This window comes from Shouchella lonarensis, from assembly GCF_900096965.1.
Lineage (GTDB): Bacteria > Bacillota > Bacilli > Bacillales > Bacillaceae_D > Shouchella > Shouchella lonarensis.
In genome coordinates, this window is sequence record NZ_FMYM01000007.1 from 100280 (window position 1) to 121288 (window position 21009).

At 42.5% G+C, this 21009-nt stretch carries 20 protein-coding genes; 15 read left to right on the forward strand and 5 right to left on the reverse strand.

Annotated features, from left to right (window positions below; genetic code table 11):
• Window positions 1-10: 10 nt before the first annotated feature.
• Window positions 11-871, reverse strand: a complete 861-nt coding sequence (locus BLT29_RS08645; protein WP_090775916.1) for an RpnC/YadD family protein — start codon at window positions 869-871, stop codon at window positions 11-13.
• A gap of 194 nt (window positions 872-1065) precedes the next feature.
• Here BLT29_RS08645 and BLT29_RS08650 point away from each other — a divergent pair, with 194 nt between their 5' ends.
• From BLT29_RS08650 to BLT29_RS08685, 8 genes are all read left to right on the forward strand, one after another.
• Entirely contained in the window at window positions 1066-2352 is a 1287-nt protein-coding gene (locus tag BLT29_RS08650) for an MFS transporter (protein ID WP_090775917.1), read from the forward strand.
• A gap of 141 nt (window positions 2353-2493) precedes the next feature.
• Window positions 2494-4530 (forward strand): peptidoglycan D,D-transpeptidase FtsI family protein, encoded by a 2037-nt coding sequence (locus tag BLT29_RS08655; RefSeq protein ID WP_090775918.1) that lies wholly within the window; start codon window positions 2494-2496, stop codon window positions 4528-4530.
• 63 nt (window positions 4531-4593) lie between these two features.
• The gene (locus BLT29_RS08660) at window positions 4594-6192 is read left to right on the forward strand and encodes a spore germination protein (RefSeq protein ID WP_090775919.1); all 1599 of its coding nucleotides are present in this window, start codon (window positions 4594-4596) and stop codon (window positions 6190-6192) included.
• Entirely contained in the window at window positions 6179-7282 is a 1104-nt protein-coding gene (locus tag BLT29_RS08665) for a GerAB/ArcD/ProY family transporter (protein WP_090775920.1), read from the forward strand. The genes BLT29_RS08660 and BLT29_RS08665 overlap by 14 nt, the downstream gene beginning before the upstream one ends.
• The gene (locus tag BLT29_RS08670) at window positions 7260-8390 is read left to right on the forward strand and encodes a Ger(x)C family spore germination protein (protein WP_090775921.1); all 1131 of its coding nucleotides are present in this window, start codon (window positions 7260-7262) and stop codon (window positions 8388-8390) included. The genes BLT29_RS08665 and BLT29_RS08670 overlap by 23 nt, the downstream gene beginning before the upstream one ends.
• Window positions 8391-8637: 247 nt before the next feature.
• Complete coding sequence (locus BLT29_RS08675) at window positions 8638-9573, forward strand: TAXI family TRAP transporter solute-binding subunit (protein WP_090775922.1); 936 nt, start codon at window positions 8638-8640, stop codon at window positions 9571-9573.
• Between the two features lie 108 nt (window positions 9574-9681).
• Window positions 9682-10203 carry a DUF1850 domain-containing protein gene (locus tag BLT29_RS08680; RefSeq protein WP_245701186.1) on the forward strand — a complete coding sequence of 174 codons (522 nt, stop codon included), beginning with the start codon at window positions 9682-9684 and terminating at the stop codon, window positions 10201-10203.
• Entirely contained in the window at window positions 10184-12178 is a 1995-nt protein-coding gene (locus tag BLT29_RS08685) for a TRAP transporter permease (RefSeq protein ID WP_090775923.1), read from the forward strand. Before BLT29_RS08680 ends, BLT29_RS08685 begins: the two co-directional genes overlap by 20 nt.
• Before the next feature lie 50 nt (window positions 12179-12228).
• Here the strand turns inward: BLT29_RS08685 and BLT29_RS08690 are convergent, their stop codons facing one another.
• Window positions 12229-12762 carry a hypothetical protein gene (locus tag BLT29_RS08690; RefSeq protein ID WP_090775924.1) on the reverse strand — a complete coding sequence of 178 codons (534 nt, stop codon included), beginning with the start codon at window positions 12760-12762 and terminating at the stop codon, window positions 12229-12231.
• Window positions 12759-13136 carry a hypothetical protein gene (locus BLT29_RS08695; protein ID WP_090775925.1) on the reverse strand — a complete coding sequence of 126 codons (378 nt, stop codon included), beginning with the start codon at window positions 13134-13136 and terminating at the stop codon, window positions 12759-12761. The genes BLT29_RS08690 and BLT29_RS08695 overlap by 4 nt, the downstream gene beginning before the upstream one ends.
• 368 nt (window positions 13137-13504) lie before the next feature.
• Here BLT29_RS08695 and BLT29_RS08700 point away from each other — a divergent pair, with 368 nt between their 5' ends.
• The 6 genes from BLT29_RS08700 to yqgO all read left to right on the forward strand — a co-directional run bounded on the left by BLT29_RS08700 (window position 13505) and on the right by yqgO (window position 17778).
• Window positions 13505-14179 carry a hypothetical protein gene (locus BLT29_RS08700; protein ID WP_090775926.1) on the forward strand — a complete coding sequence of 225 codons (675 nt, stop codon included), beginning with the start codon at window positions 13505-13507 and terminating at the stop codon, window positions 14177-14179.
• Window positions 14180-14251: 72 nt separating this feature from the next.
• Window positions 14252-14401 carry a 50S ribosomal protein L33 gene (gene rpmG, locus BLT29_RS08705; protein WP_090776008.1) on the forward strand — a complete coding sequence of 50 codons (150 nt, stop codon included), beginning with the start codon at window positions 14252-14254 and terminating at the stop codon, window positions 14399-14401.
• A 62-nt stretch (window positions 14402-14463) separates the two neighbouring features.
• Complete coding sequence (locus BLT29_RS08710) at window positions 14464-15024, forward strand: 5-formyltetrahydrofolate cyclo-ligase (RefSeq protein ID WP_176763872.1); 561 nt, start codon at window positions 14464-14466, stop codon at window positions 15022-15024.
• Entirely contained in the window at window positions 15021-16031 is a 1011-nt protein-coding gene (locus BLT29_RS08715; protein ID WP_090775928.1) for a ThiF family adenylyltransferase, read from the forward strand. The genes BLT29_RS08710 and BLT29_RS08715 overlap by 4 nt, the downstream gene beginning before the upstream one ends.
• Before the next feature lie 127 nt (window positions 16032-16158).
• The gene (gene nhaC, locus BLT29_RS08720; RefSeq protein ID WP_090775929.1) at window positions 16159-17550 is read left to right on the forward strand and encodes a Na+/H+ antiporter NhaC; all 1392 of its coding nucleotides are present in this window, start codon (window positions 16159-16161) and stop codon (window positions 17548-17550) included.
• A 21-nt stretch (window positions 17551-17571) separates the two neighbouring features.
• Window positions 17572-17778 (forward strand): protein YqgO, encoded by a 207-nt coding sequence (yqgO, locus tag BLT29_RS08725; RefSeq protein WP_090775930.1) that lies wholly within the window; start codon window positions 17572-17574, stop codon window positions 17776-17778.
• A gap of 33 nt (window positions 17779-17811) precedes the next feature.
• Here yqgO and BLT29_RS08730 read toward each other — a convergent pair whose 3' ends face one another.
• Complete coding sequence (locus BLT29_RS08730) at window positions 17812-18219, reverse strand: YueI family protein (protein WP_090775931.1); 408 nt, start codon at window positions 18217-18219, stop codon at window positions 17812-17814.
• A gap of 29 nt (window positions 18220-18248) precedes the next feature.
• Window positions 18249-19904: a glycine betaine uptake BCCT transporter gene (locus tag BLT29_RS08735; protein WP_090775932.1), complete on the reverse strand. Its 1656-nt coding sequence runs from the start codon at window positions 19902-19904 to the stop codon at window positions 18249-18251.
• 247 nt (window positions 19905-20151) lie between these two features.
• On the opposite strand from BLT29_RS08735, the gene BLT29_RS08740 reads away from it, so the two are divergent.
• Entirely contained in the window at window positions 20152-20928 is a 777-nt protein-coding gene (locus BLT29_RS08740) for a polysaccharide deacetylase family protein (protein WP_090775933.1), read from the forward strand.
• The last annotated feature ends 81 nt before the right edge of the window (window positions 20929-21009 follow it).

The following is a 21009-nucleotide window of genomic DNA, read 5'->3' on the forward strand; positions in this document are numbered from 1 at the left end:
ACTTCCAGAATCATTCTGCTGTTCGGCGTGCTTTGAGCATACATACTTTCTTTTGCGACAACCCTGTTACTTTGACAATCAACATCAGATCCAATCCTTCCTCCAACATTCGCTCTGCTGTTTCTACACGACCTTTCTCCCAACCACGGCGCTCATAAGATGTCATGAAATCGGCAATCGTGACGCTTTCATCTGGCTTCAATTCCCTTACCTCTCTTTCCAATGCCATCTCCTCCTCATTCGTTAATATGAGATACGAATCAAAAAACTGCATGACAAAGTGACGGTGGGCTTCCTTTAATTCTAATTTCATCAGTAGACGCAAAAACGTTTTTTTGCAAGCGACTTTCTCTCCCTCATTATAGCCCATTTTTGACAACAATGCAGCCGTGGCTGCATTTTCCATGTTAATGAAATCTCGCCATGCCAACTTCCTTAAAAATAGGCTTTCATAGCGAAAAGAAAAATATGTGTGTCCGTTGATAATATGAACGATCTCATTTAGTGGTTCTTTTCCTGGGGTGTCGTAACTGAAAATGGCAATTGGTAAGATAGGGCATTTGTAGCGGTCAATGAGGCGAGCGTGGTAGCTGTACATGCGGTGTTGGAAGTTCGGGTCGTAACTCGACTGGGCTTCCACGTGGACGAGTATCACGACATCTTCGCTTTTGAGCCTTGTTTTCACGACAAAGTCTGGGCGAAGAGGGGCGTCTTGTTCACCTGAGAACCACGCATCGGTCGACAATGGTTCTAATGAATGCAAGTCAATGGAAGCAGCTAACTTGGGGAAGAATGCCTTCATAAAATCAGCGAAGAAATAATCGAATAGTTGACGGAAAAGTTGATCGTGCGGAGGGTGTGGCGGGGTCATAAGACGGGGCTCCTTTCAATATAAAAGGTGTTCATAAAAATATTCGGTGTGAATCGCTATTTTCCTGCTGGAAAGATGATTTTCTTACATAAAATTTGACAAGAAATACATCCCTTTTTCTTCGCTATTGAATGACTTTCGATTGCATACCCGCACCACAATAAAGCCACACTACCCTTTAGGGAGGTGGCATCATGCGCACGAATTGGGCAACGAAATTATTTGGGCCAGTAGAAGTAACAAAAGACTTAAAGTTATTGCTCCTTATTGGTGGTCTTTACGCACTAAGTGTTGCGCTCTCCAACACGTTTGTAAATGTATTTTTGTGGAAGCAATCTGGGGAATTTATTGACTTGGCTTTGTATAATTTGATGGTAGTCATTTTTCAGCCACTTTCTTTTTGGGCAGCAGGGATGTTAACGAAGCGGATTGACCGGGCGCATGTATTGCGTATTGGTGTGGTGCTCATGTCTTTATTTTACATAGCTGTTTTACTTGCTTCACACCATGTGAATGATTATTTACTCGTATTAGGCGCGTTACTTGGCATCGGTGTTGGTTGTTATTGGCTCGCTTTTAATGTATTAACATTTGAAGTGACTGAACCTGCCACACGCGATTTTTTCAATGGCTTTTTAGGGTTACTTACTTCTTTTGCCGGGATGACAGGTCCTTTGCTCGCTGGGTTTATTATTACAAGTATGAGTGGTTACAGCGGGTATTTTATTATTTTTGCTACGTCATTGACATTGTTTCTTTTAGCCATCTTACTGACATTTTCTCTTTCAAAGCGACATGCGCACGGACGGTTTTGTATTAAAGCTGCTTTAATGGAGCGGCAAGATAATGAAAATTGGCGTCGCATTTTAACTGCACATATTTTCGAAGGGCTACGTGAGGGGACGTTTATTTTTGTTATTGTCGTATGGATTTATGTGGTCGCTAAAAATGAATTGGCGCTTGGCATGTACGGGCTTGTGACATCGAGTATTCAGCTTGTCTGTTACTACGTGGTGGCGCGTTTCCTCAAACCTTCATTGCGTAAGAAAAGCATTCTCTTAGGGGGAATATTGCTTTATGGCGCGGTGTTTTTGCTTGTGGTGAACTTAAGTTTTACAAAACTGATGACATACGGGATCGTTATTTCTATTGCATACCCAATCCTATTAATCCCATATGTTTCGCTCACTTACGATGTCATTGGCACAGCGACAAGAGCGTCTGAATTACGCGTGGAGTATATCGTTGTCCGAGAATGGTTTATTAATATTGGTCGCATTTTATCCATCGTCTTGTTCATTGCCGCAATTACGTTGTTTGATGAAGTGTGGGCAATCCCGATTGTCCTTCTGATCGTTGGTTCAGGGCACTTGTGGCTATACTTGTTTGTGCGCCGTATTCACTTGCCAGAAAGAGAACCGCCACCAGGAACAGCGATGCGCGCAGTTAATCAAGGGGACGGGAATGGGGGAACGGTGTGAGGAAGGTGTCAATCTTTGACACCGTTCATCGCACGTCTTATAATAAAAATGAAAGCACCGTGGCGTTGATACCACGGTCTATCGCTGTTCGGTTAGAAATAGACGAAAGCCCCATAGGACGATGGGGTGAGGAGGAGTACCGTGACAAAATTCAAACCAAAAAAACGGAGACAAATTTCAGTGCGTTTGAATGCATTATTTGTGCTTGTTTTTTTATTGTTTGCTGCGCTTATTTTGAAACTAGGCATCGTGCAAATTGCACAAGGAGACCACTTTAAAGAAGAATTAACGAAAACAACGAGTCAAGTGGCGCATATGGACGCACCGCGCGGAAAGATGTTTGACCGGTTCGGACATGTGCTTGTTGATAATAACCTTGAACTATCGCTTACATATACGAATCCAGGTGGCGTCAAGGCAGAGGATATGCTGGAACTAGCAAAAGAGGTTGCTCAGTTGATTGAGCTAGATGTGAGTAAAGTGCGTGAGCGCGATCAGCGGGAGTATTATTATACGACATTGAATGAGAAAGAACGGAAAAAGCTTTTACCAAAAAAGGATGTTAAGCCTAAGGATGAGTATAAAGAAATCATTAAAGCCATCCCCGATGAAGTATTGGAAGGTTTATCAGACGAAGAAAACGAAGTGGCTACGATTTTTGGCAGAATGGCAAGTGGCATGACCGGTGAGCCACAGCGAATTAAGCAAAACTTAACAGAACCTGAGCAGCATAAGATTGCGGAACGACTTGATACGTTGCCACATATGGATTTACAACGCGATGCGTCTCGTGCCTATGTGTATGGGTCGACGTTTAAGCAAGCGTACGGACGAGTCGGGCAAATTCCAATTGAGGATGCGGATAGTTACTTAGCAAAAGGATACAAACGTTCCGATTATGTCGGCACAAGTTACTTAGAAGCGCAGTATGAAGATGTGTTACGCGGAAAAAAAGCGGAAGTTGCAAGCACATTTACCCGCCAAGGACGTGGACCAAGTGAAAGTGAAATTGAGGAAAAGCTCGGTAGCCGCGGAAACGACCTCGAATTGACGATCGACATGGCGTATCAGCAGAAGTTGGATGAAATTGTGAAGAGTACGGTGAATGCCAATTCTTATGTTGGTAATCGTAGTGCCTATGCCATTGTAATGGACCCGAAAACAGGCGACATTTTGGCGATGAGTGGGTATATTTACGATCGTGACAAAAAGGAAGGGTATCATAATGAAATTGGGGTGATTAATGCTGCTTTTGAGCCAGGTTCAGCGATCAAAGGGGCGTCGGTGTTAACGGGGTTTGAGACGGGGGTTTTTAGTCCGGGAGAAGGAGTCGATGATAAACAACTAAAGTTTAAGGGTACACAACCGAAAAAATCGCACACTTATTTAGGGTATGTGAATCACTTGAGTGCTTTAGAACGGTCGTCTAATACGTACATGTTTCATGTAGCCATGAGAATGGCTGATTATCAATATGTACCAGATAAATCATTTATTTCTGTTCCGCACGCACAGAAAGTGCTAGACAAAGTTCGCTATTACTTTAACCAATTTGGTTTAGGCGCAGATACTGGAATTGACCTGCCAAATGCATCTTCAGGTTTGATGGGGACATTACATCAAGGTGAGTCAGGTAAATTACTTGACATGATGATCGGACAATATGACACGTATTCAACGTTACAACTAGGGCAATATGTAAGTACCATCGCTAATGACGGCGTACGTATGCGTCCACGTCTCGTACAAAGTGTACTTGAACCGTCACCTGATGGAGAAGGTGGTACAGTTCAAATGGAACGACCACCGGAAGTGTTGAATCGCGTAGATATGAGTATTGAACATATTAGAGAGGTGCAAAAAGGTTTTCGTTTAGTGACAGGGAGCAACGGTACAGCAAAAGATATGAGAACTAGCGTAAATGTCCCGTTTGCCGCAAAAACAGGTACAGCGCAAGTTGGTTCGTTTTACAATGTGAGTTTTGTTGGTTACGCACCTTATGATGATCCTGAGATTGCCTTTGCAGTGATTGCTCCTGGTGTGACGCATGATAAATCTCCGGCAGCAAAAAACATCTCCAAAAACCTCATCAACGACTACTTCGATCTCAAAGAAGACCGCAAAGCCCCGAAGGAAGTAGACGAGATTATTGAAGAAGTCGATATGTCCGGGAATTAACCGCATACGGTACTTGAACACCTGAAGTCATGGTTCACGCCATCATTTCAGGTGTTCTTTGTCATGGAAACATTTGTGCGCATGTTTTCTCAATACCAAATACCTGCCCACATTGCGTGCATGTTTTGCCATATGTGCGGGATGCTATACAAACAAGAGGTAACGATGAGAGGTGGTGCACAATTAGTGGTGAAAAAGCAAGAACCAGCCTTTGATGAATTGTCGTTGGATGAGAAAATAGCGAAGCTACAAGAGGTTTTTGAAGATGATAGCGAGTTTCATGTCCGTCATGTAAAAAAAGGTGATCTCACACTGACATTTGCGTGCATCACTAGTTTGGTGTCGATGGCAAAAATCAATGATTTTCTCATTCCGACATTGATGAGGTTGCCAGCAGAAGAAATTGATACGTATGTACATAATTTGCAAACGATCGAGGCGACGACCTATGATGATGCGATCAACCAAATTTTGGCCGGCAGTGTCATGATTTGTGTTGGTGACGATCATTTTTATACGGTGTATTTAAAAGAAGATACTGCGCGTGATATTACTGAGCCAAATGCGGAGCAAGTGGTGCACGGCTCGCATGAAGGGTTTGTAGAAGACTTACAAACGAATGTCCGGCTTGTGCGCAATCGGGTGCGGAGTCGTCATTTAAAAGTAGAGCATATTGAAATTGGGACAGAAACGAAAACGAAAGTAGCCATTGTATACATGAAAGACTTGGTCAATGAAGACATTTTAGCAGAACTGAAACGACGAATGAATTATATTGAGACGGACATGGTTGTGACAACAAACTATTTGGAGGAGTTTATTGAAGATAGTCCATTTTCGATCTTCCCACAAATGATATCCACGGAGCGCCCGGACAAGGTGGAAGCCAATTTACTGGATGGAAAAATTGCGCTTTTGTCTGATGGTGGTCCAAATTCGCTTATTATGCCGGTTACTTTTTTTAGTTTTTTTCAGTCTCCAGATGATTATAACAGCCGATGGATGACGGCGTCATTCATTCGGATGCTTCGCTTTGTTAGCTTTCTTATTGCGATTATTTTACCAGCGTTATATATCGCGGTTGTGAGTTTTCACTTCGAAGTTTTACCGGATGAGCTCGTCATGCCGCTGAAGTTATCGGTGTCGACGGTGCCCTATCCGCCAATTATGGAAGCACTGTTAATGGAATTGACGATTGAGCTCATTAGGGAAGCAGGGATTCGCTTGCCCTCCCCAATTAGCCAGACGATCGGGATTGTTGGTGGTTTGGTCATTGGAGATGCGGTTGTACAAGCAGGACTCGTGTCGAATGTAATGATCATCGTCGTGGCCATTACAGCCATTGCTTCTTACATTATTCCATCTAATGAATTTAGCGCATCCATCCGTTTACTACGGTTTCCGATTATGCTTTTAGCAGCGATGTTTGGCTTTATCGGCATCATTTTTGGGCTCATTATCATGCTCATGCAGTTATGTAAGCAAGAGTCTTTTGGGGTCGCTTACTTTTATCCAATTGCACCATTTAAGTGGAATGGCTTAAAAGATGCGTTTATTCGAGTGCCGTTATGGCTAATGAAGCGCCGTCCACTTGACGCAAAACCGAAAAAACGATTCCGCTTTAGACAAACGCGAGGTTGGGATATTGATGGAAAGTCTTAAACAAAAAGTAAAAGCTAGTCATGTATTTTTGTTAATTATCCACACCCAAATTGGCGTGGGCGTGTTGTCGCTTCCATATACGTTGTCGCAAGCATCCGGTGCCGACGGATGGATGTCTTTAATTCTTGCCGGAGTGTGGATCCAAGTGTTGCTCGGCACATTCTTTTTGTTATATCGACGTTTTCCAAATAAAAACTTGGATCAGATTGTGCAAACGTTGCTTGGGAATTGGGTTGGCAATGTAGCCAAAGTACTCTTCCTACTTTTTTTCTTTTTGATTGATGTGCTGTTCATTGCCATTCTTGTGAGAATGCTTGACCGTTGGATCTTACCAGAAACGCCAAGTGTTGTAATCAGTTTGATTGTACTTGTGTTGAGTTTTTATTTAGCGAGAGAAAGTTTGCAAGTCATTTTACGCTTTTTGATTGCAGTCACCCCTGTGCTTGTATTATTGGTAACCATTGCGACTTACTCTTTAAAAGACGCAAACATTTATCATTTGTTGCCAATCGGTCATCAAGGGATAGGCACCATTTTTAAAGGAAGCTTGGATGCCATTTTGCCACTAATGGGATTTGAGGTCATCTTGTTTTTAAATGCATATATTACCGGAACAGTAAAAGCAAAATTTAAAATGGCGGTATGGGCAAATGTGTTTACACTTATGTTGTATTTGTACTTAACGCTTGTTTGCTTTTTATACTTTAGTCCAGAAGAGATTGCTTTTCTCCCTGAACCGATGATTTACCTCATTAAATCCTATACGTTCCAAATTATTGAACGAACAGACTTAGTGTTTTTGTCTGTGTGGGTCGTGTATATCTTCACTTCCTTTGTCATGTTTACGTTTATTTGTGGAGACATTTTAAAGTCGTTTTTTAAAAAGAAGAAGCGAGCGGACAGAGCACTAGCTGTTTTCTTATTGGCTGTCCTTTGTTTAGCTGCATACGTGTGGCAAATTGAGGAAAGAATTGATGAATATAGCATGTATTTGACTTATAGTGGCTATGTGTTATTGCTCATTCCAGGTTTGCTTTATATTCTGTCATTATGTATGAGGAAGAGGGATGATATTGAGAAAACTCATTAGCATTGCTTGCATCGCTTCGTTGCTTACGTTGTCAGGGTGTTGGGATCAACATTTATTAAAAGACGTGACACTAGTGAAAAGTGCAGGGATTGACTTAGTTGAAGATGAGAAATATTTAGTATCTGTGACCATTCGATCTATTCAAGAACCGACAAGTACAGAAGAGGCAGGTGTCTCGGCACCAAAAACGATGCAAGTGGAAAGCAACACCATTCGAGAGGCACGAGACTTGTTAGACCGCAGAATTGGGAAGGCATATGATTCGTCCAAATTGGAAGTATTGGTTTTGGGAGAAGAGTTAGCGAAAGATGATATCCTTTTATTGTTAGATGTTTTTTACCGTAACCCACGGAGTCCTTTAAGTACGAAGCTCGTCATTTCCGAGGGAGAGGCACAAGACATCATTAAATTAGGAGAGGGTTATCCGTTGCAAATTGGTGAGTATATTGCTGACTTGTTAAGCAGTTTAGAGGGTGAGACAGAGGTTCCAAACGAGAATATCCAGTCTATTTCAGCGCGTTTATTAAGTGGGGGAGAAGACATTACCTTGCCACTCATCAAACCTCTTGATGATGTGACTGCGACAGTTGTTGGATTGGCGTTGTTTGATGGGACAAAATACACAGGCAAAATTGAGCACCAAATGTCGACATTGTTTTTGTTAATGAATGGACAATTAGGTAAGAATGCGCGGTTTTCAAAGAAAATACATGACGACAAGGAAGTGAATATCGCTAACTATATTACAATTGATGTGACCGGCGTTGATAGGGACTTGCAATTGGTTGCAAATAGTGTCGATGACATTACAGTAAAATTAAATTTTAAATTTGATGTCGATGTGGTCGAATTACCGGTTGATGTCCCTATGCCTATATCAGAGGTTAGGAAGCTAAACAAAAAGCTTGGGGATTTGTTTACGAAAGAAGCAAAGATCGTGACCGACAGATTATTGGAAGCAAACTCTGATGCCCTTGGGATTGGGAAGCGTATTCATGCGTTTCATCATGACATATGGAAAGAGAAGGATTGGAAAGAAGTGTATCCAAATATTAAATTTGAAACGAATATCGAGGTTCGAATTGACCAGCAAGGAATTCTTTATTAATGGTAGATGAGAACTGAATATGAAAAAGCGGGATGACCCGCTTTTTTTGTCTTTAGCTTTTAGCGGACATGTGATATAATTGTGACGAGCAGGAAATAAAAGCGTTTGCAAAATAGGCTGAGGCGCATAATTGGGCTTATGGAGACATTAGTTAGATAATTATTATTATTTCCTTTGCTTTTGTCGCAGTCGTGTCAACGGGAGAAAATGAGTCTATATACATAATGATTGTGGGAGGGGATTTTTTATGAAAAAGAATCGGTTTATGTTGGCATCGCTGGCATTAGCAACGTCGCTTGTTGTGACAGCATGTGGGGACGGTGAAGGTAGTTTGCGTATGGTCACAGGGGGGACGAGTGGGACATACTATCCGCTTGGTGGCGGTATGGCGAAGACGATTCAAGACAATACCGATTTGAAAATCGATGTGTCGTCTTCTAATGCATCAGTGGAGAACATGCTTGCTTTGAGTGAAGGGAAAGCAGACATTGCATTTGTACAAACAGATGTGATGGCAAATGGGCTTGCTGGTGGCGAAGGTTTTGAGGGAGAGATCACCAATGTGTTGGCGCTCGGCTCTCTTTACCCAGAGATGATCCAAATTGTCACAACAGCCGACTCAGGAATTGAAAGTGTAGAAGATTTAAAAGGGAAAAAAGTCTCGATTGGTGCACCAGGATCAGGTGCGCGTGCCAATGCGGAGGAAATTTTGGAGATTCACGGCATGACGGTGGAAGATATTGATGCCCAGAATTTGGATTTTGGCGAATCGACAGGTGGCATCCAAGATGGGAACATTGATGCAGCCTTTATTACAGCAGGGACGCCAACAGCAGCAGTAGAAAATTTATCTGCCACGACAGATGTGTCTGTTGTGCCAATTGCAGCTGATAAAGCACAAGCATTAATTGAGAAGTATCCGTACTACGCGGCAGAAACAATCCCGTCCGGCACATATAATTTAACCGAAGACGTGGAAACAGTGGCTGTTCTTGCAATGATCGCTGTGAAGAAAGATTTACCAGAAGACGATGTATATGAGATCACAAAAGCCATTTATGAAAACAAAGTGGCACATGCCAAAGGAACTGAGATCACTTTGGAAACAGCGTTAGACGGTGTGACCAATTTACATCCAGGCGCAAAGAAGTATTTTGAAGAACAAGGGTTAAGTGTTGAGTAGAATGACTGTGTGAAAGATGATCAACCGGCTGCGTACGTGCGTAGTGTACATGCAGCCGGTCTTTCTTTTTAAACAGTGCTGGCAAGTTGAGAAAGGGGCGTGCATCAAGTGAAACGGATCATCATTTCGATGTTGCTTTTTCTCCTTCTGCTACTGTATATCTTTTTTTACCCTGTTTCGATGGCGCTCGTCTTTTATAATGAGGATACAAATGAACGCCAAGCTTTTTTACCGCTAGAGTATGGAGATGAGTTTCAAATCATTTTTACCCATTCCGTCCATTTGTCAGATGTGGTGGAAAAATACCGCGTTACATCAGACAAACAAATCGAACAATTTGAATTCATATTTGAAGAGTTTGGCGTCGGCATGCCATCGAACGCTCAAACAGGCGAGACATTTGTGTATGAAGAGGGTCGTTATCACATTCGTGATATGAAAAATTTATTTCCTGAGCTGCGTGTACGAAATGGGAAAGCTGTTTCTCAGCATCGGCTTGTCTGGGGGACGCATGAAGTAACTTTTAATGACTATATGGAGCCAGGCGCATGGATGACTTTAAAGATAGAGCATTTAACATTATGGCAGTGGCTGAAAGGAGCACGTATTCATGAGCAAAACACAAACTAACCAAGATGTAAACCAAGAAGAGTTAATGGAAAAATATGATGCAGAGTCGAGAACACGGAAGTTATCTGGCGTGGCAGCGGGTATCGTGTTCACAGGGCTACTGGCATTCTCTTTATTTCAATTATATACAGGTGCATTCGGTCAATTTACAGCGTATATTCAGCGTACGATCCATTTAGGATTTGCCTTGGCACTCATTTTCTTGTTGTTCCCGGCAAGGAGAAAGACGAAGAGAGACCATGTGCCGTGGTATGACTACGGACTCATGGGCTTATCAATCATTGTGTGTGCATACTGGCCTTTCTTTTATGAAACGCTTGTTCAACAGCTTGGATCGATCACAGGGGTACAGTTATTTATTGGATCAGTGGCGATCTTACTTGTGTTAGAAGCAGCGAGACGAGCGGTTGGGTTGCCGATCGTCACAATCGCAAGTCTATTTATCGCTTATGCATTGCTAGGACCGTACATGCCGGGAATGTTGTCACATGGCGGTTTGAACTTAGATGAATTTGTAAAGTCTATGTTCTTTACAACGGAAGGCATTCTTGGTACACCATTACAAGTGTCGTCAACATATATTTTCTTATTTCTATTATTTGGTGCTTTTCTCGTTCAAACAGGGGTAGGCGGTTACTTCAACGATTTGGCACTTGCGATTGCCGGGCGACGCGTTGGCGGGCCTGCGAAAGTGGCGATCTTTTCAAGTGCGCTAAATGGCACCATTTCCGGAAGCTCGGTTGCCAATACAGTCACAACAGGTTCATATACAATCCCAATGATGAAAAAGCTAGGTTATAAACCAAATTTTGCTGGTGCAGTTGAAGCAGCTGCCTCAACTGGTGGACAAATTATGCCACCCATTATGGGCGCAGCAGCGTTTCTTATGATTGAATTTGCCGGTGTGGGTTATTGGGAAATTGCGAAGGCAGCATTGGTACCTGCCATGCTTTATTTTGTTGGGATATGGGTGATGACGCATTTTGAGGCAAAGCGACTCGGACTAAAAGGATTACCGAAAGAATCGCTGCCTCGTAAAATTGATGTACTAAAAAAGTTGTATTTGTTGTTGCCAATTGTCGCCATTGTTGTGCTCTTGTTTCAAGGCTTTAGTATTGAGCGGACAGCGTTACTAGGTATCGCGATCACCATTCTTGTAAGTTTGTTTCATAAAGATACGCGCTTGACACCAAGTAAATTTGTGCTTGCATTAACAAGTGGTGCACGCACAGCATTAGGTGTTGCGGCTGCAACAGCGTGTGCAGGGATTATTGTTGGTGTCGTGACAAAGACAGGGCTTGGATTAAAATTAGGTGGCAGCATTGTCGGCGTGGCGGCATCGTTAACGTCGTCGGCAGACTTGCAACTGTTGCTAACGTTATTCTTCACAATGATTACAGCGATCATTTTAGGAATGGGATCACCGACAACAGCCAATTATATTATTACGTCAACAATTGCGTTGCCAGCCATTCTTGCTTTAAATAATCAACTAGATGTCGCAATTCCAGCTTTAGCGGCGCACATGTTCGTCTTTTACTTTGGCATTGTGGCTGATATTACGCCTCCCGTTGCACTCTCTGCATTTGCTGCTACAGGCATATCCGGTGGTGATCCGATAAAAACTGGGGTAAATGCCGCGAAACTTGCAATTGCTGCTTTTATTATTCCATACATGTTTGTGTTACAGCCGCAACTGCTTATGATTGATTCAACGATATTTGAAACAGGTCATGCGCTCATTACTGCCATTTTCGGGATGATTGCAATTGGCGCTTGCCTCATTGGTTATTGGTATAAGTCGCTTGCCTGGCACGAACGGCTCATTGCGTTCGTCACTGGTTTCTTGCTCATTTATCCTGATGGATATACAGACTTGGTTGGTATGGCTGTATTTGTCATGTTGCTCATTTATCAATGGAGCTTTTTGAATAGACAGCGCGAAGAAGCAAAGTCTCGCTCAAAAGGAGCGTAAAAAAAAGCAGTTGCCTCGAATCGAGGTAACTGCTTTTTTTGACCTATATGCTAGAAAAAGGCGTCGACAAGCTCATCGAGACTCATGTCACTTGATACTTCTGTTTTTTGTGGCTTTAATTGATCAGCAACCCCTTTGTCCTCTACTTTCTTAGAGAAGGCAAGTGCATCATCAATGATTTTTTCCTCCTTGAGTGCTTGAGCAATATGCCCACCTGTCATGCCCGGTTTTACTTCAATCACAACAGTATGCTTGTCGTCATCCTTTTTCTCGTCGTCTTTCTTGTCTTCGTCTTTTTTGTCTTCGTCTTTCTTATCGTCGTTTTTCTTGTCTTTTACCTCTTTTAAAGCGGCCTCTGTTTCAGCAAGGGCTGTTTTGGTCTTTTCTAAATCTGTTTCAAGTGTTTCCCATTCTTTTGCTTTTTCAACTTTATAGCCAGCGTCGGCAAGTGCAGCGCGAAGTTCCGTTTCAGAGAGTGCGCTTGCGTCAGTTGCCTGATCCGCTTGAATGTAATAAGCAGCAGTCGTCACGCTCACGGCAACAAGTAAACCAGCAGCAAAACTACGAATTGTTTTAGGTGTCATGAGCGACCTACTTTCACGCGCGATGCAGCTGCTTCAATGAAAGGTGCAAGTAAGCGCGTCACTTCTGATTCTTCAAGACCCGACTCAGCAGAAATGCTTTCAGCAGAATAGCCACGTTTATGTAAATCTAACACCGTTCGAAGCGTTGCTTGTTCCTCTGGTGCCCGCACATAACGACCACTTTCTTGTGCTGCGATTTCTACGTCCAGTTCTAAATCACGAATGTGCGATTTCAAATGATGGATTTCCTCCATAAATGAGATAGAGAGTTGTTCAATTGCTTCCTCCGCTCTCGGTGACTTCTCTGCTTTGAAATAAGACATCGCAAGCAATATTGCTGAGACAGCAATTAAAATAATGAAAGTCCATTCCATCGTAATTCCCTCCTAAATGAATTTGAAATGTGCAGATGGAAGCTGCACGGTAAAACTTTAAATCGGTCATATTGTGGCCTCGTCTCTATTATACATGAATTCCCCCGTATTTCGATTTAAAATTTAAATTTCTATTCTGTTACAATTGATTTTGACATAGCTGGACAGCAATCTTTGTTGAGGTATTTTTAAAAGTGATTATGTAGCTGTAACGCTTGTGGCACAAGGGGTTTTCCGTTTACAAAAACATACAATTTGCCCTCCTTGTGTAGGATAAAAATAACAGGTATGCTTATAGTAGAACATGGTGATCTTTGGTAGAAATTTTGTCACGGATTATAACCGAAGGGCATAGAGGAGGGGAATAGATGCACAATTTCTCAGAAGCATCCGATCATGAAAACGCTTACGATATAGCCATTCACGATGCATTAAAAACAACTGCGTCTCTCTCACCGGTTGGGCGATTAGGTATTTGGTATGAAGGTGAAATATCATGGGTAGGCGATGCAGCATGGGCAATCGATCGTGCATTCTCAGTGAATGACACGTCTGTCGTGAGTCATGCTTACCATAAGCAATGGAATGTGAGTTTAACGGTTTTTGATCGCACAGCACCTCAGAAACTAGGTTGTGTTCGAGAAGTCATGTTTAAAAATGAAAGCACAGCTGTAATGAAAGTAAAGTTAATGATGCATCATCTCCCTCAACGTGACAGCTCAGGTATGACGTTTTACGCGCCAGAAGAGCAAGCGCTTGTCCATCATTATGATGACATTTGCTCGTTGTTTGCGCTACATATGCCTAAAGCGACCTATATTCAGCACGTGGCAGGAAGTATGGATAAACATTGGTGCGGTAACGAAGGCAGGTTATCGTTTTCGCCTTTTTCCTCAGACAGTGCCGAGAGTGTGGTTAGTGCGACGCTTTCGATCGCACCTGAGGAACAACAAGTAGGGGCAGGTTGGTTACTCGTTGCAAAACAGTATGACTTGTTAAAGGATGTTCATCGACGTTTGCGCGCAACTGGTCAGGAACGATAAAAAGCACTTGCTTTGTGGAGAAACTTTTGCTATGATAGTTCAAGTATGGTAGAAGAGTTTGGAGGGATTAGTATGCGTGTTCAAGTAACGCTTGCTTGCACTGAGACAGGTGATCGTAATTACATTACGACAAAAAACAAGCGAACCAATTCTGAGCGAATTGAGCTGAAGAAATATAGCCCGCGATTAAAGCGCCACACATTACATCGCGAAACAAAGTAAGCAGACGGACTTATCCGCTGCTTGCTTTTTTATGTGTGATGCACGAAAAGGATGGGAGAGCAATGGACAAGAAGGTGATGATTCGTCGAGAAGTCAAATCATTATTACAAAAGATGTCGCAGGCGATGTATCGTGAGCGCTCGGCGTGCATTGTGAGCCAACTTACAGGACGGAACATGTGGAAAGTTGCTAAGTGTATGGGTGTGACGAAAGCCATTTTCCCAGAAGTAGATACAGTACCTCTCATTGAACAAGCTTGGTGCGACGAGAAGGAAATCGCACTGCCACGTGTGCACATGCGTACAAAAACGATGGCTTTTTATGTAGTGACTTCGTGGGATCAATTAGAAGAGACAAAATACGGATTGTTAGAGCCTGTGGTCTCAAAATGTCGACGTGTAGATGAACAAGCAATGGATTTAATGATCGTTCCTGGTGTGGCGTTTACAAGGAAAGGGGATCGTTTAGGGATGGGGGGCGGTTTCTATGATCGGTTGCTGCCAGCTTATAGAGGAACGACCGTGTCTCTTTGTTTTGAGGAGCAGCTGCGACGGGTGTTGCCAACGGAAGATCATGATGTGAAGATTGATCATGTTGTTGTGGAAGGAGATGAATCGGGATGACGACAGCGGAACGTTATTCGCGGCAGTTATTATTTCCTGGTATCGGTGAGGAAGGACAGCGTCGTTTAAAAAATAGTCGTGTGCTCATTGTTGGTATGGGTGCACTTGGTACAGTGTTGGCCAACCACGTTGTACGCGCTGGAATAGGCTATACGCATTTTGTTGATCGCGATTATGTGGAATTAAGCAACCTCCAACGCCAATCATTGTTTAATGAAGATGATGTATCACGTGCGTTACCAAAAGCAGTCGCAGCAAAAAACACGTTAGAAAAAGTGAATACAGAAGTTGAGATTGATGCAACGGTGTGTGACGTTCATAGTGGGAATGTGGCTTCATTTACAGAGGATGTAGATATCGTTTTAGATGGCACAGATAATTTTCATACGCGTTTCTTACTAAATGATGCCTGCTTTAAGCAACAAATCCCACTTAGTTATGGTGGGGTCGTACAAGCAAAAGGGGTTAGTGCATTGTTTGTTCCAGGTATGACACCCTGTTTAAGGTGTTTCATTGGAGAAGGTGCGCAACAAGGAGAAACATGCGACACAGTCGGTGTCATTGCACCCATTGTCGATATCATTGCCTCTTATCAAGTGGTTGAGGTTGTCAAGTACTTAGTGGGTGCGACGGAACAATTAAGAAACACCGTTCAAACCATTGATATTTGGCATAATACATTTTCGCAATTGTCATTTCGAGCGCCGAAAGTTGATTGTGCCACTTGTCAAAAAGCTGAATATCCAGCGTTAGCAGAGCGAGCAACGGATACAGTTGCATTGTGTGGACGAGAAACGATTCAGGTTGGTGGTAAGCCGTTAAATATTGCAGAGATGGCAACGCGGTTGCGAGCGGTTGCAACGATACAGGAAACCCCATTTTTAGTGCGTGCGACATTGCCAGAGGGAGAGCGGCTCGTTTTATTTCCAGACGGTCGCGTGTTGGTTCAAGGGACAGAAGATGTGGCAAAAGCGAAGTCCTTATACAATAAATATATTGGCCATTAATAGGAGAGGAATAGACACCTCTCTTTTTGTCTATAAAAAAAGCTTGATTTTATCGTGGAAAGTACGTATGATAAAGAACATATTACAAATATACTTTAACGCGTTAAAGTGAAAGGGTGTTGTTGGCATGGAGAGGACAAAAATAAGTACAAAAGTAGCAATTTGCTCGCTATGTTTATTCATTTTAATGATGGTTGGGTGTATGTTCTTTCTGAAGGTAGCACCACACATTCCGATTTTACTCGTATTAGTCACAGCTGTAATTCTTGGTCGGTTATTCGGGTTTTCTTATCAGGAATTAGAGGGAGGGCTCGTGCAAGGGGTATATCGCGGTCTTCAACCTATTTTTATTCTCATGCTTGTTGGCTTGATCATTGCTGTGTGGATGATGAGTGGGACGGTGCCTACGTTGTTATTTTATGGTGTTGGTTTGCTCTCACCAGAATGGTTTGCCCCAGCGGCATTAACAATTTGTATCGTTGTGTCGACATTTACAGGAAGTAGTTTTACAACGATTGGGACTGTAGGTGTGGCATTAATGGGCATAGCGGTTGCGCTTCATGTACCAGCACCTTTAGCAGCAGGAGCAATTATTTGTGGTGCGTGTTTTGGAGACAAAATGTCCCCTTTGTCAGATACAACGAACTTTGCAGCCGCAGTCGCTCGTGTACCACTGTTTACACATATAAAACATATGTTATGGACGACTGTCCCAGCACTTTTCATTACGTATGTATTTTTATTTGTTGTCGGGCGGTCTCCTAGTGGGGGAGAGCAAATGCAGCTTCAACCAATGTTGGATGCATTAACAGGGCACTTTCATATTACTTGGCTCACACTTTTGTCCCCGATCATTGTTGTCATTTTAGCAGCTCGGAAATACCCGGTGCTTCCAGTATTAATGACAGGCATTGCGACAGGCATTGTGACAGCCATTGTACTGCAACATGTCCCATCTGTTGCCGCTGTCTTCCATGTGTTGCAAGATGGTTTTAAATTAGATACAGGTGAAGAAATGGTCAATAACATTATTCAAGCTGGAGGCTTGCAATCAATGATGTGGTCCATTTCCCTAATTGTGCTCGCCCTTGCACTAGGTGGTGTGCTGCAAACAATCGGTTTTATTGAAGCGTTATTTTCTCCGGTTCGTTCCTTACTTGTAAGACGTGGTCATTTAATTGCGGCAACAGCGATGTCATCGATCAGTGTCAATGTGGTGACTGGTGAGCAATATTTATCAGTGTTGTTACCTGGAGAAACGTTTCGGACATCGTACAAAGCGATTGGCTTGGCACGGCAAAATTTGTCCCGTACGTTAGAAGATGCCGGGACATTAATCAATCCATTAATCCCGTGGGGGGTAAGTGGCGCTTTCTTCGCTCATACGTTACAAGTACCAGTAAGTGCTTATGCACCGTTCGCATTATTCTTGCTGTTGTCCCCGCTGTTTACAATTGTATTTGGTTATCTTGGAATTGGTATTGCGCGAGTGGATAAAAGCGGGGGAGGAGCGGCATAGTAAGACTGGAGGTGACGTCACATGCGTCAAATAATGTGTATGATGGGTATCGGTTTAGCCTGTGGTCTTGCTTATCGTTACCGTTACCGGTTACTAAACATGTTTTTTCGGCAGTCTTTTCTCCGGAAGCTCGCTATTGCTTCATTATTACGAATCCCTTTTATTCGTAAACGATTGATGGGTTCATTGTTTACCTATCCGAGTGCTCCGAATGCTCCGGAAGCCTAGAAAAAGCGCACCTTTTAAAAGGTACGCTTTTTCTTAACTTTTCTTGTCATGGGCAACAATATCTTGCTCGTGAAGGGAATCGACAATATACGGATGGTTGACATGCACAGGTGAGTAGTTGCTAGCTAGTACAAGACCGAATGGTGTCGGGTCATTTGGATTCACAATTGTATACGGAACACGATTGGCCGCTGCTAATTTAATATACCGTGTGTAAAAGCGATAAGACGTCTCACCATTAATGTATAGGTGCACGTTATTTTTTTGTTTCATCAATCGCTCTACTTCAGGATAAACGTGTGTAGATTGCACTTGGCTTGTCGTTAGTGCTAAATAAACCCGTTCTAGTATCGTCGTTAAAAATAAACGCCGCTCACTAGGTTTTGTTTCAAGGCAACCTGCCAATGCTTGTTCCAAAATGTCATTTACATCTTTTGGCATGTGGACTGCTCCTTTATAAAAAGGGTTAATTAGTCATTTTTCCTTGGAGGCGTAGATTTTTCCTTTTCCTTCTTAAATCGTTGTTGTTCTCGTTTTAGGATGTGTTGCTCTCGTCTCACACGTTCTCGTTCTGTCCTTAAGGCAAGTCGCTCTTGACGAACTCGCTCTCGATCGACAACAAGAATGGCTTTTTCGGAACGCAACTCTTTAAAGAGTGAAACAATCATTAAAATGATAATGACGGCGAACGGAAAGGCACCAATAATGGATGCGGTTTGTAATGCAGTAAGTCCTGTTCCTGCTTTGCCACCTGTAATGAGCAATACAGCGGCAGTACCAGAAATAATGAGTCCCCAGATGAATTTAACGATACCGGGTGGATTGAGATTTCCACCAGTTGTTTGCATGCCAAGAACGACTGTAGCTGAATCAACAGATGTAATAAAGAAAGAGCAAATTAACAATACAGCGATGATCGAAATGACAAATGTTAAAGGGAACTGTTCTAGCAAAGAGAAGAGCGCCATTTCTGTGCCACTTTCTTGCATGTGAGAGTATAAGTCTCTCCCAATACTTTCAAAATAGAGGCTTGATCCTCCGAAAACGCTAAACCATAGCGTGCCAAATAAAGATGGTAGAGCGATGACACCTATAACGAACTCTCGAATGGTACGTCCACGTGAAACCCGCGCAATAAACGCACCGACAAACGGTGCCCAAGAAATCCACCAAGCCCAGTAAAAGATGGTCCAGTCTTGCACCCACGATGATTCAGGGTTGTAAACATCCATTGTAAAACTCATACTAAAAAAGTTTTGCGCATAACTACCGATGCCTTGTGTAAAGACGCCCATGATGTGGCTTGTTGGTCCTAAAAATAAAATGAACGTCATTAAAATGATTGCAAGACGGACATTCAAGTTGCTTAAAATGCGTATCCCTTTGTCAATCCCTGTTGCAGCAGATAAACTAAATAAGATGGTCACAATAACAATGACGACAACTTGGAAAATATATACGTTAAAATCTTGCAGTTGTGGAAATACATAGCGAATGCCCGCAGTAATTTGAGCTGCACCAAAACCAAGTGATGTGGCTGTGCCAAATACCGTTGCAAACACAACAAACACATCAATTAATTTCCCGATTGGACCGGTGACGCGATGACCAATTAATGGGCGAAATGTAGAACTAAATAATGCCGGCTCATCTTTGCGGTATTGAAAATAGGCAAGGGTCAAAGCAACGACAGCGTAAATGGCCCATGGATGAATGCCCCAATGAAAAATAGAATAACGCATTGCTTCAGCTGCAGCTTGTTTCGTTTCAGGCGCTGCATAAGGTGGCGAGAAAAAATGTGATAATGGTTCTGCTGCCCCCCAAAAGACAAGACCAATCCCCATTCCTGCTGTAAACAGGAAAGCAAACCATGTTAAGTAGTTGTATTCAGGTTCTTCATCTGGTTTCCCTAATTTTATTTTACCATAAGGACTGAAGATTAAATAGATGCCGACCCCAACATAAAATGTAGCTGATAGTAAGTAAAACCATCCGAGTTCAGAAGTAATCATTTTTTGAATCGTTTCAGTAATGTCTTTCATATTTGTTGGCGCAATGGCACCCCATAGTATGAAGGCAATTGCAATAGAGAGAGATACGTAAAACACTGTTGTTATTTGTTTCATATTTAGTTCTCAGACCCTTCTTTTTTCTTGTAAAATAAAATCGTAACATAGGTAAAGTATCTTTCCAAGTGATGGATATGGTTGTAAAATGGTAAAAAAAGCTGTTCTCTGTTGGAAATGAAGGGATAAACGTTTGATTTCGCTTAGTATGAAGTTTTTTGGGAAAATGTATACGAATATGGAGATAACCGTACAAAAGGCAATGCGATTTATTAAGTTAAAACAAAAGTGAATGGGAGAGATGATGATGAAAAAAGGGTGGGTATTGATCGCATGTGTCGTTGCCTTATTGGCTGCATGTAGGAACGACAATGAGCCATCAAAAAGGGATGTATCCGTTCCTCGTGAACAGACGGAAGTGACGAGTAAAGTGGAAGTGAAATATGAAATTGATCCAAAAACATATTTAGTGCAGCCACTCCCTGAAATAAATACAAACAAGAAATTGGTGTTATTAACCATTGATGATGCACCAGAACACTATAGTGTGGAAATGGCGCGGACGTTAAAAGAAGTGGATGCACCAGCAATTTTTTTCGTGAATGGTCATTTTTTAGAGGATGATCGTGGCAAGGACAAGCTTAAGGAAATATATGAGCTTGGGTTTGCGATTGGGAATCATACGATGACTCATGCGCGTCTAAGTGAGCTATCAACTACAGCACAAACAGAAGAAATCGTCGCTTTAAATGATTTAGTGGCGTCTATTATTGGAGAACGCCCGCGCTTTTTTCGCGCACCATTTGGTGTGAACACAGATCATGTTCGGGAACTAGCAAAGCGGGAAGGGATGACATTAATGAACTGGACGTATGGTTACGACTGGGAGCCGAATTATCAAACAGGGGCATCGATAGCGGAGGTGATGGTGAATAGTGAATATTTACAACCAGGAGCGAATTTGTTAATGCATGACCGAAAATGGTCTGCAGAAGGATTAGCAGACATTGTCATTGGACTTCGTGATCAAGGGTACGAATTTGTTGATCCACTAGAAATTCAAACAGTAGACGTAGCCAATTAGTGTTGACCCCTTTTCACCTTCATGTCAATTGTGACATACTAATTAACGCTTGACGCACACATTGAGTCATACTATAATAAA

What these genes read in the sequence shown, in the direction of transcription:
- BLT29_RS08695 (WP_090775925.1), bottom strand. Translation starts at nt 13,136, where the DNA reads ATGGAATGGACTTTCATTATTTTAATTGCTGTCTCAGCAATATTGCTT.
- BLT29_RS08675 (WP_090775922.1), top strand. Translation starts at nt 8,638, where the DNA reads ATGAAAAAGAATCGGTTTATGTTGGCATCGCTGGCATTAGCAACGTCG.
- BLT29_RS08715 (WP_090775928.1), top strand. Translation starts at nt 15,021, where the DNA reads ATGACGACAGCGGAACGTTATTCGCGGCAGTTATTATTTCCTGGTATC.
- BLT29_RS08740 (WP_090775933.1), top strand. Translation starts at nt 20,152, where the DNA reads ATGAAAAAAGGGTGGGTATTGATCGCATGTGTCGTTGCCTTATTGGCT.
- BLT29_RS08660 (WP_090775919.1), top strand. Translation starts at nt 4,594, where the DNA reads ATGGAAACATTTGTGCGCATGTTTTCTCAATACCAAATACCTGCCCAC.
- BLT29_RS08670 (WP_090775921.1), top strand. Translation starts at nt 7,260, where the DNA reads ATGATATTGAGAAAACTCATTAGCATTGCTTGCATCGCTTCGTTGCTT.
- BLT29_RS08690 (WP_090775924.1), bottom strand. Translation starts at nt 12,762, where the DNA reads ATGACACCTAAAACAATTCGTAGTTTTGCTGCTGGTTTACTTGTTGCC.
- BLT29_RS08730 (WP_090775931.1), bottom strand. Translation starts at nt 18,219, where the DNA reads ATGCCAAAAGATGTAAATGACATTTTGGAACAAGCATTGGCAGGTTGC.
- BLT29_RS08685 (WP_090775923.1), top strand. Translation starts at nt 10,184, where the DNA reads ATGAGCAAAACACAAACTAACCAAGATGTAAACCAAGAAGAGTTAATG.
- yqgO (WP_090775930.1), top strand. Translation starts at nt 17,572, where the DNA reads ATGCGTCAAATAATGTGTATGATGGGTATCGGTTTAGCCTGTGGTCTT.
- nhaC (WP_090775929.1), top strand. Translation starts at nt 16,159, where the DNA reads ATGGAGAGGACAAAAATAAGTACAAAAGTAGCAATTTGCTCGCTATGT.
- BLT29_RS08700 (WP_090775926.1), top strand. Translation starts at nt 13,505, where the DNA reads ATGCACAATTTCTCAGAAGCATCCGATCATGAAAACGCTTACGATATA.
- BLT29_RS08645 (WP_090775916.1), bottom strand. Translation starts at nt 871, where the DNA reads ATGACCCCGCCACACCCTCCGCACGATCAACTTTTCCGTCAACTATTC.
- BLT29_RS08650 (WP_090775917.1), top strand. Translation starts at nt 1,066, where the DNA reads ATGCGCACGAATTGGGCAACGAAATTATTTGGGCCAGTAGAAGTAACA.
- BLT29_RS08735 (WP_090775932.1), bottom strand. Translation starts at nt 19,904, where the DNA reads ATGAAACAAATAACAACAGTGTTTTACGTATCTCTCTCTATTGCAATT.
- BLT29_RS08710 (WP_176763872.1), top strand. Translation starts at nt 14,464, where the DNA reads ATGGACAAGAAGGTGATGATTCGTCGAGAAGTCAAATCATTATTACAA.
- BLT29_RS08665 (WP_090775920.1), top strand. Translation starts at nt 6,179, where the DNA reads ATGGAAAGTCTTAAACAAAAAGTAAAAGCTAGTCATGTATTTTTGTTA.
- rpmG (WP_090776008.1), top strand. Translation starts at nt 14,252, where the DNA reads ATGCGTGTTCAAGTAACGCTTGCTTGCACTGAGACAGGTGATCGTAAT.